14 protein-coding genes are annotated in these 13,365 nt (G+C 72.0%); 9 read left to right on the top strand and 5 right to left on the bottom strand.

Annotated features, from left to right (window positions below):
- From ACWEVO_RS13545 to rny, 6 genes are all read left to right on the top strand, one after another.
- A partial coding sequence (locus ACWEVO_RS13545; RefSeq protein WP_452307839.1) for an MFS transporter occupies positions 1-640 on the top strand: 640 nt, incomplete at its 5' end.
- A 4-nt stretch (positions 641-644) separates the two neighbouring features.
- Positions 645-845, top strand: a complete 201-nt coding sequence (locus ACWEVO_RS13540) for a DUF3046 domain-containing protein (RefSeq protein WP_452307838.1) — start codon at positions 645-647, stop codon at positions 843-845.
- 185 nt (positions 846-1,030) lie between these two features.
- Positions 1,031-2,077 (top strand): recombinase RecA, encoded by a 1,047-nt coding sequence (gene recA / locus ACWEVO_RS13535; protein WP_091673699.1) that lies wholly within the window; start codon positions 1,031-1,033, stop codon positions 2,075-2,077.
- Positions 2,078-2,088: 11 nt separating this feature from the next.
- Complete coding sequence (locus ACWEVO_RS13530; protein ID WP_452307837.1) at positions 2,089-2,787, top strand: regulatory protein RecX; 699 nt, start codon at positions 2,089-2,091, stop codon at positions 2,785-2,787.
- Between the two features lie 264 nt (positions 2,788-3,051).
- Positions 3,052-3,756, top strand: coding sequence for a 3-keto-5-aminohexanoate cleavage protein (locus tag ACWEVO_RS13525; RefSeq protein WP_452307836.1), 705 nt, complete (start codon positions 3,052-3,054; stop codon positions 3,754-3,756).
- A gap of 750 nt (positions 3,757-4,506) precedes the next feature.
- The gene (rny, locus tag ACWEVO_RS13520; RefSeq protein WP_452307835.1) at positions 4,507-6,273 is read left to right on the top strand and encodes a ribonuclease Y; all 1,767 of its coding nucleotides are present in this window, start codon (positions 4,507-4,509) and stop codon (positions 6,271-6,273) included.
- A 77-nt stretch (positions 6,274-6,350) separates the two neighbouring features.
- Here rny and ACWEVO_RS13515 read toward each other — a convergent pair whose 3' ends face one another.
- The 4 genes from ACWEVO_RS13515 to ACWEVO_RS13500 form a co-directional block, all read right to left on the bottom strand.
- Complete coding sequence (locus ACWEVO_RS13515; RefSeq protein ID WP_452307834.1) at positions 6,351-7,235, bottom strand: amino acid ABC transporter permease; 885 nt, start codon at positions 7,233-7,235, stop codon at positions 6,351-6,353.
- Positions 7,232-7,888, bottom strand: coding sequence for an amino acid ABC transporter permease (locus tag ACWEVO_RS13510; protein ID WP_452307833.1), 657 nt, complete (start codon positions 7,886-7,888; stop codon positions 7,232-7,234). The genes ACWEVO_RS13515 and ACWEVO_RS13510 overlap by 4 nt, the downstream gene beginning before the upstream one ends.
- A 70-nt stretch (positions 7,889-7,958) precedes the next feature.
- Positions 7,959-8,891, bottom strand: coding sequence for a glutamate ABC transporter substrate-binding protein (locus ACWEVO_RS13505; RefSeq protein ID WP_452307832.1), 933 nt, complete (start codon positions 8,889-8,891; stop codon positions 7,959-7,961).
- A gap of 56 nt (positions 8,892-8,947) precedes the next feature.
- Positions 8,948-9,703: an amino acid ABC transporter ATP-binding protein gene (locus tag ACWEVO_RS13500; RefSeq protein WP_452307831.1), complete on the bottom strand. Its 756-nt coding sequence runs from the start codon at positions 9,701-9,703 to the stop codon at positions 8,948-8,950.
- A gap of 196 nt (positions 9,704-9,899) precedes the next feature.
- On the opposite strand from ACWEVO_RS13500, the gene selD reads away from it, so the two are divergent.
- Together selD and ACWEVO_RS13490 are read left to right on the top strand one after the other, a co-directional pair.
- Positions 9,900-10,889 (top strand): selenide, water dikinase SelD, encoded by a 990-nt coding sequence (gene selD / locus ACWEVO_RS13495; RefSeq protein ID WP_452307830.1) that lies wholly within the window; start codon positions 9,900-9,902, stop codon positions 10,887-10,889.
- A 202-nt stretch (positions 10,890-11,091) separates the two neighbouring features.
- Complete coding sequence (locus ACWEVO_RS13490) at positions 11,092-11,571, top strand: hypothetical protein (protein ID WP_452307829.1); 480 nt, start codon at positions 11,092-11,094, stop codon at positions 11,569-11,571.
- Positions 11,572-11,613: 42 nt separating this feature from the next.
- Here the strand turns inward: ACWEVO_RS13490 and ACWEVO_RS13485 are convergent, their stop codons facing one another.
- A complete protein-coding gene (locus ACWEVO_RS13485; protein WP_452307828.1) occupies positions 11,614-11,841 on the bottom strand; it encodes a DUF2277 domain-containing protein in 228 nt (75 codons plus the stop codon).
- Between the two features lie 52 nt (positions 11,842-11,893).
- Between ACWEVO_RS13485 and miaB the strand changes: the two genes are divergently transcribed.
- The coding region (miaB, locus tag ACWEVO_RS13480) for a tRNA (N6-isopentenyl adenosine(37)-C2)-methylthiotransferase MiaB (protein WP_452307827.1) at positions 11,894-13,365 on the top strand (1,472 nt) is incomplete at its 3' end.

Below are 13,365 nucleotides of genomic sequence, written 5' to 3'. Positions count from 1 at the left end.
CGGAGAGGGCGACCCCGAGGCCGGTCCGCTCGTCGATCCGGATCACGCCGGAGTCCTCCGGCTGGGCGAGCACCGTGTTGCCCAGCACGTAGCGGAGTCCACGGTGGGGCACGTGGTGATGGTCGCGGTGATGTCGATGACCCCGGTACGGCTCGGCGAGTTCCACCACGACGCCGACGTGCTGCGGGTGGTCGGCATCGTGCTGAGCCTGCACATCGCGGGCATGTACGCGCTCTCGCCGGTGGTGGGCTGGCTGACCGACCGGCTCGGCCGGCGGGCGGTGATCCTCGGCGGGGTCGCGGTGCTCCTGGCCGCCTGCGCGGTCGCCGGTACGGCCGGACACCACACGCCCGGACTCTCGGCCGGTCTGACGCTGCTCGGGCTGGGCTGGTCGGGCACCATGGTGGCCGGCTCCACGCTGCTGTCGGAGTCGGTGCCCACCGCCGTCCGGCCGAACGTGCAGGGCCTCTCCGACCTGATCATGGGGTTGGCCGGCGCGGGGGCCGCGGCACTCAGCGGGTTTGTCATGCGGATGGCCGGTTATCCCACGCTCACCCTGCTCGCGGCGATCGCGACGGTGCCCCTGGTGGCGCTAGCGTTGCGTCCGGTGCCCGCCGGGGCGCCCGACAAGGAGGACTGATCACGTGCGGCTGACCGACTTCTGGGCGCGGCTGGCGGAGGCGTTCGGGCCGGGCTACGCGGCCAGCATCGCCAGCGACCAGGTGCTCGCCCAGCTCGGTGGGCGGACCATCGAACAGGCCCTGGCCGCGGGGGAGGAGACGCACGTGGTGTGGCGGGCCGTGGTCGCCGCCTATCCCGACCGCGTTCCCGCCCGGCTACGCTGAGCAGCCCTTTCCCTACTTCGGCGTGTCGCTTGTCGAGTCGTACACCTGTTCGGCTATTGTCCACAGCGGGGTGCTCGTCCACAGTTCGCGGCCCGTCGGCTGGTTTTCTGTCGGACCCAGCGCCTAGCGTGTCCCGCGTGACGCGAAGCTCAGGCAAGACGCCGGCGAAGGCAGGGGTGGCAACGATGGCGGCAGGGCAGGACCGGGAGAAGGCGCTCGACCTTGCTCTCGCTCAGATCGACAAGCAGTTCGGCAAGGGTTCGGTGATGCGGCTGGGGGAGCGGCCGGTCGTGCAGACCGCCGTCATCCCGACCAGCTCCATCGCGCTCGACGTGGCGCTCGGCGTGGGCGGCCTGCCCCGCGGCCGGGTCGTCGAGATCTACGGCCCCGAGTCCAGCGGTAAGACCACGGTCGCCCTGCACGCGGTGGCCAACGCCCAGCGGGCCGGCGGCATCGCCGCCTTCATCGACGCCGAGCACGCGCTCGACCCGGAGTACGCGAAGGCCCTCGGTGTCGACACCGACGCCCTGCTGGTCTCCCAGCCGGACACCGGTGAGCAGGCGCTGGAGATCGCCGACATGCTGGTCCGCTCCGGCGCGATCGACATCATCGTGATCGACTCGGTGGCGGCCCTGGTGCCGCGCGCCGAGATCGAGGGCGAGATGGGCGACAGCCACGTGGGTCTCCAGGCCCGGCTGATGAGCCAGGCGCTGCGGAAGATCACCGGTGTGCTCAACAACACCGGCACCACGGCGATCTTCATCAACCAGCTCCGCGAGAAGATCGGTGTGATGTTCGGCAGCCCGGAGACCACCACCGGTGGTCGGGCGCTGAAGTTCTACGCCTCGGTCCGGCTCGACGTGCGCCGCATCGAGAGCCTCAAGGACGGCACCGACGTGGTCGGTAACCGCACCCGGGTCAAGGTCGTGAAGAACAAGGTCGCCGCGCCGTTCAAGCAGGCCGAGTTCGACATCATGTACGGCAAGGGCATCTCGCGCGAGGGCTCGCTGATCGACGTCGGTGTGGAGCAGGCGATCATCCGCAAGTCCGGCGCCTGGTACACCTACGACGGCGACCAGCTCGGCCAGGGCAAGGAGAAGGCCCGGGAGTTCCTCCGGGAGAACCCGGACGTGGCCGCCGAGATCGAGAAGAAGATCCTGGAGAAGCTCGGCGTCGGCACCGGCGCGGGCGACGCCGCCGGCGGCCCGGAGCTGCCGCCGGTCGACTTCTGATCCGCTGATCCGTGGCAGGACGACGTGCCCGTACGGGGCGTGGCTGGGATGCCAGCCCGCCCCGCACGGGTGACGCCAGCGCCAACCCCCGGCCGTGGCGAGGCCGCCGTGGTCGCGCGGAGGAGCCCGATTCCGGGCAGGCTCCGGCTCCGCCGCGCGACGAGGCCGAAGTGGCCCGCGAGATCTGCCTGCGGCAGCTCGCGGTGCGCCCGCGTACCCGGGCCGAGCTGGCCGGGGCCCTGGCCAAGCGGGGCATCTCCGAGGAGGTCGCCGCCGGGGTCCTCGACCGGTACGACGAGGTCGGCATCATCGACGACGCCGCCTTCGCCCGGGCCTGGGTCAGCAGCCGGCACGCCGGCCGGGGGCTGGCCCGGCGGGCGCTCGCCAACGAGCTGCGCCAGCGGGGCGTCGACGGCGATGTGGCCGGCGAGGCCCTCGGCGAGCTGGACGAGGAGACCGAGGCCGAGACCGCCCGGGCCCTGGTCGAGCGGAAGCTGCGTACCGCCCGGGGCGAGCCCGACGCGGTGTTCCGCCGCCTGGTGGGCATGCTGGCCCGCAAGGGCTACCCGCCCGGCGTGGCGATCCGGGCCGTGAAGGACGCCCTCGCCGCGCAGAGCGCCGAGGCGGCCGAGTTCGCCGAGCACATCGACGCCGACGCGCTCGCCGACGCCGAGAACGACCTCGACCGCGACCGGCGCCCCTTCGACTGACCGCCTGTCCGTCCCGGCTCGGGCCGGCGGGTGGGTGTGCGGGGTTGCGGCAGGTCGGTCCCTCCGCACGCCGGGGCGGCCCGGATTGCGGCATCCGGCGTCCCGCCGGCCTCCGGGCGGGTCCGCGCCGCCCACGGTCGAGAGGCGGGTGGGTGGGCGGGTCGCGGGATGTCGGGGCGCCCCGGCAAGGGGAAGGGCCGGGCTGCGGCAGTGTGCGGCGGCGCGGACGCGCGGGGTGTCGGTCGGTCGGGTCATGATGGCCGGGTGTTGAAGGCCTGTCTCAACGGCGGTCGCCGCCGCGACGAGCACCACGCCGTGCCGGTCACCCCGACCGAGTTGGCCGCCGACGCCGTCCGGTGCGCCGCGTCGGGGGTCGCGGCGGTGCACGTGCACCCGCGCGACCCCGCCGGTGCCGAGTCCCTCGACCCGACGGTGATCGCGGACGCGGTCACCGCGATCCGTGCCGCCGCACCCGGTCTACCGGTCGGGGTGAGCACCGGCGCGTGGATCGCGCCTGATCCGGCCGCCCGGGTCGCCGCCGTCCGGGCCTGGACGGTGCTGCCCGACTTCGCCTCGGTCAACGCCCACGAGCCGGGCGCGGCTGCGGTCGCCGCCGCGCTGCACGAGCGGGGCGTCATGGTGGAGGTGGGGCTCTGGACCGAGGCGGCGGTCGACGCCTGGCGCCGCTGGCCGGTGCCGGTCGGCCGGATCCTCGTCGAATGCCTGGCGGAGCAGGCGGAGCGGGCCCTGGCCGACGCCGCCGCGATCCTCGCCGGGGTGCCCGCCGACGGCCCGCCGGTGCTGCTGCACGGTGAGGGCCCGGTCACCTGGCCGGTGCTCGTGGAAGCGGTACGCCGGGGCCTGGCCACCCGGATCGGCCTGGAGGACAGCCTGCTTCTCCCGGACGGCTCCGTCGCGCCGGACAACGCCGCCCTCGTGGCCGCCGCCCGCACCCTCGGCGCCCGCTGACCGCGCGCCCCTCCCGCGCTGTCCGCCCGCCCCCCCGGGTGCGCGCCGTCGCCGGGGGTGATCCACACAACATCCCGGAAAATGCGGCCTCCCGGCCGAGGGAGGCACCACTTTCAGGGAAGTTGGGGGATGCCCGCAAGGTGCCCCCCGGTCCGGGTGTCGGGTGACCACGGCGCAGGGCTCTGAGCAGGTCGGGAAGGCGACGGCGGGGTCGAGGGGCCGGGCTGTTTTGTCCGGCCGTGTCCGGCATCTGATCAGCGCTGCGTGACGCGGCAACTTCTCTCCGTCCGGGTGGTTTGATCATGAGTTCTTGACCGAACCACCCCTGGAGACCTAGCCTCGCCATACAGGCTCACATTGCCCGACCAGCGCAGGCTAAGCGCACAACATAGATCGCGTAACAGAACAGCATCACTTTGGCCAGCGTCACCGGCCTTTGACGGCAGCTCCGGACGGCCGGTCCGGAGCCGACCGACAACTGCAACCGGTTGTCGGCGATGCCCCATCCGTGGGCACCGCCGACGGAACGCTACCCACGGCCAGCCGCTCCGGTCGGGCGTCCAGAGCCGCAGGTGCGTGCCCTTGGGCACGTCACCGGCGGCGCAGACGTTCAGGGGAGGCGGCCATGACGGGGCGGCAGAGGTTCACCGGCGGTCTTCCACGTGCTGCCGGTCGCTCCTCGCCGGGCCACGGCGCCCCCGGCGCCGCCGCCGCGCGCCGCCGGCCGTGCCGTTCGCGGGGAGCGGCGGCATGAGGGGCTTCGACGTGGTCCTCCTGGTGGTGGTGCTGCTCCTCACCGTCGTGGTGGTCGGCGCCGTGGTGTTCGGCGTGCGTACCCTGCGCCGGATCAGCCTGGCGCCCGCCCCCGAGGATCCCGCCTTCATCGCCGAGAAGGACCGGCAGGAGCAGTCCCTGGCCGCCCTGCGCAGCGCCGCCGACGAGGCGAACAGCACCATCGACGTGGCGAAGTCCGCCGCCGCCGCGGCCCGTACCGAGGCGGCCGCCGCCAAGGCGGAGGCGAAGGCGGCCCGGGCCGAGGCCCGGCGGGTCCTCGACGACGCCCGCGCCGAGGCGGACACCGTGCTGGAGCGGGCGCACAAGCAGGCCGAGGCGGACGCCGAGCAGTTGCGTACCGCCGCCCGGCGCAGCGGCGAGCGGGAGGTGGCGGTGCTCGCCGCGACCACCCGCGAGCAGGCCGCCGAGGTGGAACGCCGGGCGGCCCGGATGGACGAGCGGGAACGGCTGCACACCGAGGAGGTGGAGCGGCTCGCCGAGCGGGAGCGGCAGCTCACCGCGGCCAGCGCCGCCCTCGCCGCCCGCGAGGCCGGCCTGGTCGAGCGGGAGCAGGCCCTCGCCGAGGCGGAGGAGCAGCGCCGCCGGGAGCTGGAGCGGGTGGCCGGGCTGACCGCCGAGGCGGCTCGGACCGAGCTGGTCGAGTCGATCGAGGGGCAGGCCAAGCGGGAGGCGGCGCTCCTGGTCCGGGACATCGAGGCGGACGCGCGCAGCACCGCCGAGCAGCGGGCCCGGCATCTCGTGGTGGACGCCATCCAGCGGGTCGCCAGCGAGCAGACCGCGGAGAGCGTGGTCAGCGTCCTGCACCTGCCCGGCGACGAGATGAAGGGGCGGATCATCGGCCGGGAGGGTCGCAACATCCGTGCCTTCGAGTCGGTGACCGGGGTCAACCTGATCATCGACGACACCCCGGAGGCGGTGCTGCTCTCCTGCTTCGACCCGGTACGCCGCGAGGTCGGCCGGCTCACCCTGGAGAAGCTGGTGCTGGACGGCCGGATCCACCCGCACCGGATCGAGGAGGTCTACGACCTGGCCCGGCACGAGGTGGAGGAGCTCTGCCACCGCGCGGCCGAGGACGCCCTGGTCGAGGTCGGCATCACCGAGATCCACCCGGAGCTGGTCACCCTGCTCGGCCGGCTGCGCTACCGCACCTCGTACGGGCAGAACGTGCTCAAGCACCTGGTGGAGACCGCGCACATCGCCGGCATCATGGCCGCCGAGCTGCGGCTGGACGTGCCGACGATCAAGCGCTGCGCGTTCCTGCACGACATCGGCAAGGCGCTCACCCACGAGGTGGAGGGCAGCCACGCCATCATCGGCGCGGACCTGGCCCGCAAGTACGGGGAGAGCGAGGACGTGGTGCACGCCATCGAGGCGCACCACAACGAGGTGCCGCCGCAGACCATCGAGGCCGTGCTCACCCAGGCCAGCGACGCCTGCTCCGGGGGCCGGCCGGGGGCGCGGCGGGAGAGCCTCGAGGCGTACGTGAAGCGGCTGGAGCGGATCGAGGAGATCGCGGCCGGCAAGCTCGGTGTGGAGAAGGTCTTCGCCATGCAGGCGGGCCGCGAGATCCGGGTGATGGTCAAGCCGGAGGACGTCGACGACATCGGCGCGGCGGTGCTGGCCCGGGACGTGGCCAAGCAGATCGAGGAGGAGCTGACCTACCCCGGGCAGATCCGGGTGACGGTGGTGCGCGAGTCCCGGGTCACCGAGATCGCCCGCTGACGGCGCTCCGGCTCCCCGGCAGAGACGCACGGGCGGGTGACCCGATGGTCACCCGCCCATGAGAGCCAGTCGGTCGGTCAGGCCGTGCCCGCCGCCGCGCCCGGCGCACCGGCGTTGTCCCCGACGTCCTGCGACGGGACGATCCGGCCGGCCGTGCGCGGCAGTCGACTCATCCGCTTCTGCAGCCACCAGGCCAGGATCGACAGCAGACCGCAGATGCTGATGTAGATCGCCGCGACGATCAGGTACGTCGGGACGTACGGCAGCCCGAACGGCAGCCGGCCGCCGATCTGCTTGCCGACGAAGAGCAGCTCCGGGTACGTGATGATGAAGCCGAGCGCGGTGTCCTTGAGCAGCACCACGAGCTGGCTCACGATCGCCGGGAGCATCGACCGGAACGCCTGCGGCAGCAGGATCAGCCGCAGCACCTGGTTCTTGCGCAGGCCGATGGCGTACGCGCCCTCCGTCTGCCCGTACGGCACGGCGTTGATGCCGGCCCGGAAGATCTCCGCCAGCACCGAGCCGTTGTACAGGGTGAGGCCGATGACCAGCGCCCAGAGCTTGTCGATCGACCAGCCGTACTGCAGCGGGACGTAGTAGCCGAAGAAGATCAGGATCAGCAGCGGGATGGCCCGGAACAGCTCCACCACGAAGGTGGCCGGGGTGCGCAGGATCCACCGGTCGGAGAGCCGGGCGCCGGCGAAGACCGCGCCGAACAGCAGCGCCAGCACGGTGGCCAGGCCGGCCGCCTTCAGCGTCGCCCACAGGCCGGCGAGCAGCTCGCGCTGCACCGAGGCGTACTGGAACTGCTCCCACTTGCGGGACTCGAACTGGCCGGTCGCGTTGAACTTGTAGATCACGAACGCGCCCAGCGCGACGATCGCCGCGATCGAGACGACGCCGAGGATCCGGTTGCGCAGCCGGGCCCGTGGACCGGGCAAGTCGTACAGGACACTGCTCATCGGGCCACCGCCCACTTGCGCTCGAGGAACCGCTGGAGCACCACCAGCGGGATGATCAGGATCAGGAAGCCGATCACGATCCAGCTGAGCACGACCATCTGGGGCTCACCCCGCTCGGCCATGTACGCCGGGATGGCACCGGCCTCGAGCACCGAGAAGCCGGCCGCGATCGTGGTGTTCTTGAGCATGGCGATGAAGACGCTCATCATCGGCGGCACCATCGCCCGCAGCGCCTGCGGCAGCACGATCAGCGTCAGCACCTGGCCGAAGGTCATGCCCAGCGCGCGGGCCGCCTCGGCCTGACCGGTCGCCACGGTGTTCACGCCGGAGCGGACCACCTCACAGACGAAGGCGGCGGTGTAGACGGTCAGCGCGATGCAGGCGCTGGGGAAGTAGTCGATGTTCACGTCCAGCTTCGGCACCGCGAAGACGAGGAACGCGAAGACCAGGGTCAGCGGGGTGTTCCGGACCACGTTGACGTACGTGGCGCCGAACGCCCGCAGCGCGGGCACCGGGGAGACCCGCATCGCGCCGAGCAGCGTACCGAGGACGAGGCTGCCGACGGCGGCGATCAGGAAGAGCTGGACGGTGTTGGTGAACCCGTCGAGGAACACCTGGTGGTTGTCCGTCAGGACGCGGAAGAAGTCGCCCATGCCTCGCTCTCACTCTCGGGACGGGCACCGGGCGGGGAGCAAGCTCCCCGCCCGGTGCGGCGTCGGACCGTCAGTACCGCTCGAGCTGCGGCGGGGTCGCCGAGGAGCCGGACTTGCCGAGCGTGCCGTCGTAGATCTTCTGCCAGGTGCCGTCCTTGAACGCCGCCTCGATCTGGTCGTTGACGTAGTCGCGGAAGGCCTTGTCGTCCTTGGGCAGGCCGATGCCGTACTTCTCGGTGCTGAACGGCTGGCCGACGACCTTCAGCTCGTCCGGGTTCTGCGCGGCGTAGCCCTTGAGGATGGCGTCGTCGGTGGTGACGGCGTCGACCTTCTTGTCGAGCAGCTGCGAGACGCACTCGGAGTAGGTCTTGAACTCGACGATGTTGTTCGGCTCGGTCAGGCCCTCGTCCCGCACCCGCTGGATCGGGGTGGAGCCGGTGGCCGAGCAGACCTTCTTGCCCTTGAGGGTGTCCTTGCCGGTGATCGACGACTCGTCCTTGCGGACCAGCAGGTCCTGGCCGGCGACGAAGTACGGGCCGGCGAAGGAGACGTCGTTCTTGCGCTTGTCGGTGATCGAGTAGGTGCCGACGTAGTAGTCGATCTCGCCGCCCTTGATCGCGGTCTCCCGGTTCGCGGACGCGATCTCCTTGTACTCGATCTTCGCCGGGTCGACGCCGAGCGTGCTGGCGACGTACTGGGCGATCTCGACGTCGAAGCCGCAGCGGTTGCCCTGGGCGTCCTTGTAGCCCAGGTTCGGCTGGTCGAACTTGACGCCGACGGTGACCTTGCCCGCGCTCTTGACCTTCTGGAAGGTCGGGCTGCCGGCGACGTTCGCGTCCGCCTTGGGGGTGAAGGTCACGCCCGAGCTCTTGCAGGTGTCGGACTGGGCGCCACCGCTGGCGTTGCCACCGCTCGGGGTCGGGCTCCCCTCCTTGCCGCAGGCCGCGGCCGAGAGGGCGAGCGAGGCCATCATGGCGACCGCCGCCACGCGCTTGTAACGCATATTCATCTCCTTCTTCGACGGAGCCACCGGGGGACGGCGCACTCCACTACGGACGCTCAGTGGGTGAGGATCTTGGAGAGGAAGTCCTTGGCCCGCTCGCTGCGCGGGTTCGCGAAGAACTCGGTCGGCGGGGCGTCCTCGACGAGCCGGCCGTCGGCCATGAAGATCACCCGGTTGGCCGCGTGCCGGGCGAAGCCCATCTCGTGGGTGACCACCACCATGGTCATGCCGTCGCGGGCCAGCGAGGTCATCACGTCCAGCACCTCGCCGACCATCTCCGGGTCCAGCGCGCTGGTCGGCTCGTCGAAGAGCATCGCCTTGGGCTGCATGGCCAGCGCGCGGGCGATCGCCGCCCGCTGCTGCTGGCCGCCGGAGAGTTGCGCCGGGTACTTGTCCGCCTGGTTGGCGATGCCGACCCGGTCGAGCAGGGCCAGGCCGCGCTCACGGACGGCGGCCGGCTTCTCCTTGCGCACCTTGACCGGGCCGAGGGTGACGTTCTCCAGGATCGTCTTGTGCGCGAAGAGGTTGAACGACTGGAAGACCATGCCGACCTCGCTGCGCAGCTTGGCGAGGGCCTTGCCCTCGGCGGGCAGCGGGGTGCCGTCGAAGGTGATGGTGCCCGAGTCGATCGGCTCCAGCCGGTTGATCGTCCGGCACAGCGTCGACTTGCCGGAACCCGACGGGCCGATCACCACGACCACCTCGCCCCGGCCGACCGACAGCGAGACGTCGTCGAGCACGTGCAGGGGGCCGAACCACTTGTTGACCCCGTTCAGCACGATGAGCGGTTCGCCCGTCGTCACGTCGTCCACCGTCCCTGTCGTCGTGCGGAATGCGGGGCCGATCGACCCCCGGTTGGGCAACTGTAGGCGGCGTGACATGGCCGAACGCAACTCGAATGGTCACGGAGCGGTAACACCGGTCACCGGCGTACCTGCAAGTCCGAATTCCGTCACCAACTCGGCCCGTCCGGTGGCGGACGCGACGCCGCGCCGAGATCATGTGGGGATGACCGAGGTTGTTCGCCTGACCGATTACGCCCGCGGCGGTGGCTGCGCCTGCAAGATCCCGCCGGGCGAGCTGGAGGCGATGGTCGCCGGCCTCGCTCCGGCCACCGGCGCCGCGGAGCTCCTGGTGGGGCTGGAGAACGGCGACGACGCCGCGGTGGTGCGGCTGGACGAGCGGACCGGCCTGGTCAGCACCGCGGACTTCTTCACGCCGGTGGTGGACGACCCGTACGACTGGGGCCGGATCGCTGCGGCCAACGCACTCTCCGACGTGTACGCCATGGGCGGCACCCCGCTGGTCGCGCTCAACCTGCTCTGCTGGCCGCGCGAGGTGCTGCCGTTGGAGCTGGCCCGCGAGGTGCTGCGCGGTGGCCAGGACGTGGCCCGGGAGGCCGGCTGCCACCTGGCCGGCGGGCATAGCGTCGACGACGACGGCCCGAAGTACGGGCTCGCGGTCACCGGCGTGATCCGCCCCGAGGACCTGATCACCCTGGACGCGGGCCGGGCCGGCCTGCCGCTGTCGCTGACCAAGCCGCTCGGCGTCGGGGTGCTGAACACCCGGCACAAGCGGACCGGGGAGCGGTTCCCGGAGGCGGTCGCCTCGATGGCCCGGCTGAACCGGGACGCGGCGCGGGCGGCGGTCGCCGCCGGCATCCGCTGCGGCACGGACGTCACCGGGTTCGGGTTGCTCGGGCACGCCTCGAAGCTGGCCCGGGCCAGCCGGCTCACCGTGGCCATCGACGCGGCCGCCGTGCCCTACCTACCCGGCGCGCGGGAGGCGCTGCGCGACGGGTACGTCAGCGGCGGCACCCGCCGCAACCTGGACTGGGTCACCCCGTGGACCGACTTCGGCGGGGCCGACGAGGGGGAGCGGCTGCTGCTGGCCGACGCGCAGACCTCGGGTGGCCTGCTGGTCGCCGGCGAGGTGCCCGGCGGCACGGTGGTGGGCGAGCTGCTGCCCGCGAGCGAGCACCTGATCCGGGTCCGCTGACCGCCCTCGGGCGACTGCGGAAGCGGCACCATACCCGATAAACTGTCATCTTCCTGCTACTCGGAGCAACGTCGCCCGAGGAATTTTTGCCCGGAATGGTCACAGACCGGTAACTTGGCCCCGGCTGCGGTCAAATGCACCCCACCATCATCAGTAAGGCCCGATCCGGAGGCCGGTGGGACGAGCGCAGCGAGGAGGCGGCATGACCGAGCTGTGGAACTGGAGAATCGACGGCGCGGCGCCCGTGGAGGTCTACCCGGCGCTGGCCGAGGCGCTCGGCCGGGTGGTGATGCCCCTCGCCGTCGCCGACCCGGCCCGACTCCCCGCGTACGCGGTGGTCTGCGACGTCTGGGAGGCGCCGGGCAGGTACGGCACCATGGTCGACTGCTACGGCGTGCCGGAGAACCTGCCCGAGCTGCCCAGCATCGCGGCGCTGGCCCGGTTGCTCGACCGTAACTGCCTGATGCGTGACGACACCCTCGACGCCGGGCGGCACCTGCTGGTCGCCCCGGACGGCACGATCCGCCCGGTGCACTTCGACGTGACCGAGACCGACGACGGCGAGGTGCTCAGCGGCCAGCGGCTCTGCACCCTGTCGCACCCCGGCTGCCGGGGCTGGTCGCAGTGCCACCGCTCCCGCTGGGCCCCCGACTCGATCGCACCGGCCCTGGCCGCCGCCTGACCGCGGCGCCCCGGGCCGGCCGCAACACCCCCGGCCGAGCGGTCAGCCCCGGGCCGCGGCTTGCTGGCCCCGGACGACCAGCTGGTCCAGCAGGGTCGCGGTGGCGGCGGCCACCGCGTCCACCGCCGCGTTGAACGCCTCGGCGTTGTGCGCGGCGGGGGTACGGAATCCCGAGATCTTTCGGACGTACTGCAGCGCGGCCGCCCGGATGTCCTCCTCGGTCACCACCGGGACGTACGGCTCACGCAGGGTCTTGATGCTCCGGCACACGGCTCCTCCTCGTTCGTTCCGACCAGCTCGGCCCGGATACGCTGTCCGGGTCATGACTACCGCAGCCGCGGGCAGCCCGCGCACCTACCAGGTGCGCACGTACGGCTGCCAGATGAACGTGCACGACTCCGAGCGCATCTCCGGCCTGCTCGAACAGGCCGGGTACGTGCGCGCCGCCGAGGCCGACGAGCAGCCCGACGTGGTGGTGTTCAACACCTGCGCCGTCCGGGAGAACGCCGACAACCGGCTCTACGGCAACCTGGGTCATCTGCGCCCCGTGAAGGACAAGCACCCGGGGATGCAGATCGCGGTCGGCGGCTGCCTGGCCCAGAAGGACCGCGGCGAGATCGTCCGCAAGGCCCCCTGGGTGGACGTCGTCTTCGGCACGCACAACATCGGCTCGCTGCCGGTGCTGCTGGAGCGGGCCCGGCACAACGCCGCCGCCGAGGTGGAGATCCTCGAGTCCCTCGACGTGTTCCCGTCCACGCTGCCCACCCGGCGCGAGTCGACGTACGCCGGCTGGGTGTCGATCTCGGTCGGCTGCAACAACACCTGCACGTTCTGCATCGTGCCCTCCCTGCGCGGCAAGGAGAAGGACCGCCGCCCCGGCGACATCCTCTCCGAGGTGCGCGCCCTGGTCGACGAGGGCGTGCTGGAGGTGACCCTGCTCGGGCAGAACGTCAACTCCTACGGGGTCGAGTTCGGCGACCGGTACGCCTTCGGCAAGCTGCTGCGCGCCTGCGGCGACATCGACGGCCTGGAGCGGGTCCGGTTCACCAGCCCGCACCCGAAGGACTTCACCGACGACGTGATCGCCGCGATGGCCGAGACGCCGAACGTGTGCCACTCGCTGCACATGCCGTTGCAGTCCGGCTCGGACGACGTGCTGCGCGCGATGCGCCGCTCGTACCGGTCGGAGAAGTACCTGGGCATCATCGAGAAGGTCCGGGCGGCCATGCCGGACGCGGCGATCACCACGGACATCATCGTCGGCTTCCCCGGCGAGACGGACGCCGACTTCGCGCGCACCCTCGACGTGGTCCGCGAGGCCCGGTTCTCCTCGGCGTTCACCTTCCAGTACTCGAAGCGCCCCGGCACCCCGGCCGCGACCATGGACGGCCAGCTGCCCAAGCAGGTCGTGCAGGAACGCTACGAGCGGTTGATCGCCACGGTGGAGGAGATCACCTGGGCGGAGAACAGGAAGCTGGTCGGGGAGACCGTCGAGGTGCTCGTCGCGGTCGGCGAGGGGCGCAAGGACGAGCGCACCGGCCGGATGTCCGGCCGCGCCCGGGACGGCCGCCTCGTGCACTTCGACGCGGGCAGCCTGGCCGGGCAGATCCGCCCCGGCGACATCGTGCACACCACCGTCACGTACGCCGCCCCGCACCACCTCAACGCCGACGGGGAGCCGCTGTCGCACCGGCGTACCCGGGCCGGCGACGCCGCCGAGGCGGGGCACGCCCCGCGTACCCCCGGGGTGCTGCTCGGGCTGCCGACCATCGGCGCGCCGGCCGCGGCGCCCGC

This window comes from Micromonospora sp. NPDC003776 (genome assembly GCF_053605645.1).
The sequence above is the reverse complement of the archived record's forward strand: the minus strand, read 5'-3'. Positions and strand labels throughout refer to the sequence as shown.

What these genes read in the sequence shown, in the direction of transcription:
- ACWEVO_RS13490 (WP_452307829.1), top strand. Translation starts at nt 11,092, where the DNA reads ATGACCGAGCTGTGGAACTGGAGAATCGACGGCGCGGCGCCCGTGGAG.
- ACWEVO_RS13515 (WP_452307834.1), bottom strand. Translation starts at nt 7,235, where the DNA reads ATGAGCAGTGTCCTGTACGACTTGCCCGGTCCACGGGCCCGGCTGCGC.
- ACWEVO_RS13505 (WP_452307832.1), bottom strand. Translation starts at nt 8,891, where the DNA reads ATGCGTTACAAGCGCGTGGCGGCGGTCGCCATGATGGCCTCGCTCGCC.
- ACWEVO_RS13510 (WP_452307833.1), bottom strand. Translation starts at nt 7,888, where the DNA reads ATGGGCGACTTCTTCCGCGTCCTGACGGACAACCACCAGGTGTTCCTC.
- rny (WP_452307835.1), top strand. Translation starts at nt 4,507, where the DNA reads ATGAGGGGCTTCGACGTGGTCCTCCTGGTGGTGGTGCTGCTCCTCACC.
- recA (WP_091673699.1), top strand. Translation starts at nt 1,031, where the DNA reads ATGGCGGCAGGGCAGGACCGGGAGAAGGCGCTCGACCTTGCTCTCGCT.
- selD (WP_452307830.1), top strand. Translation starts at nt 9,900, where the DNA reads ATGACCGAGGTTGTTCGCCTGACCGATTACGCCCGCGGCGGTGGCTGC.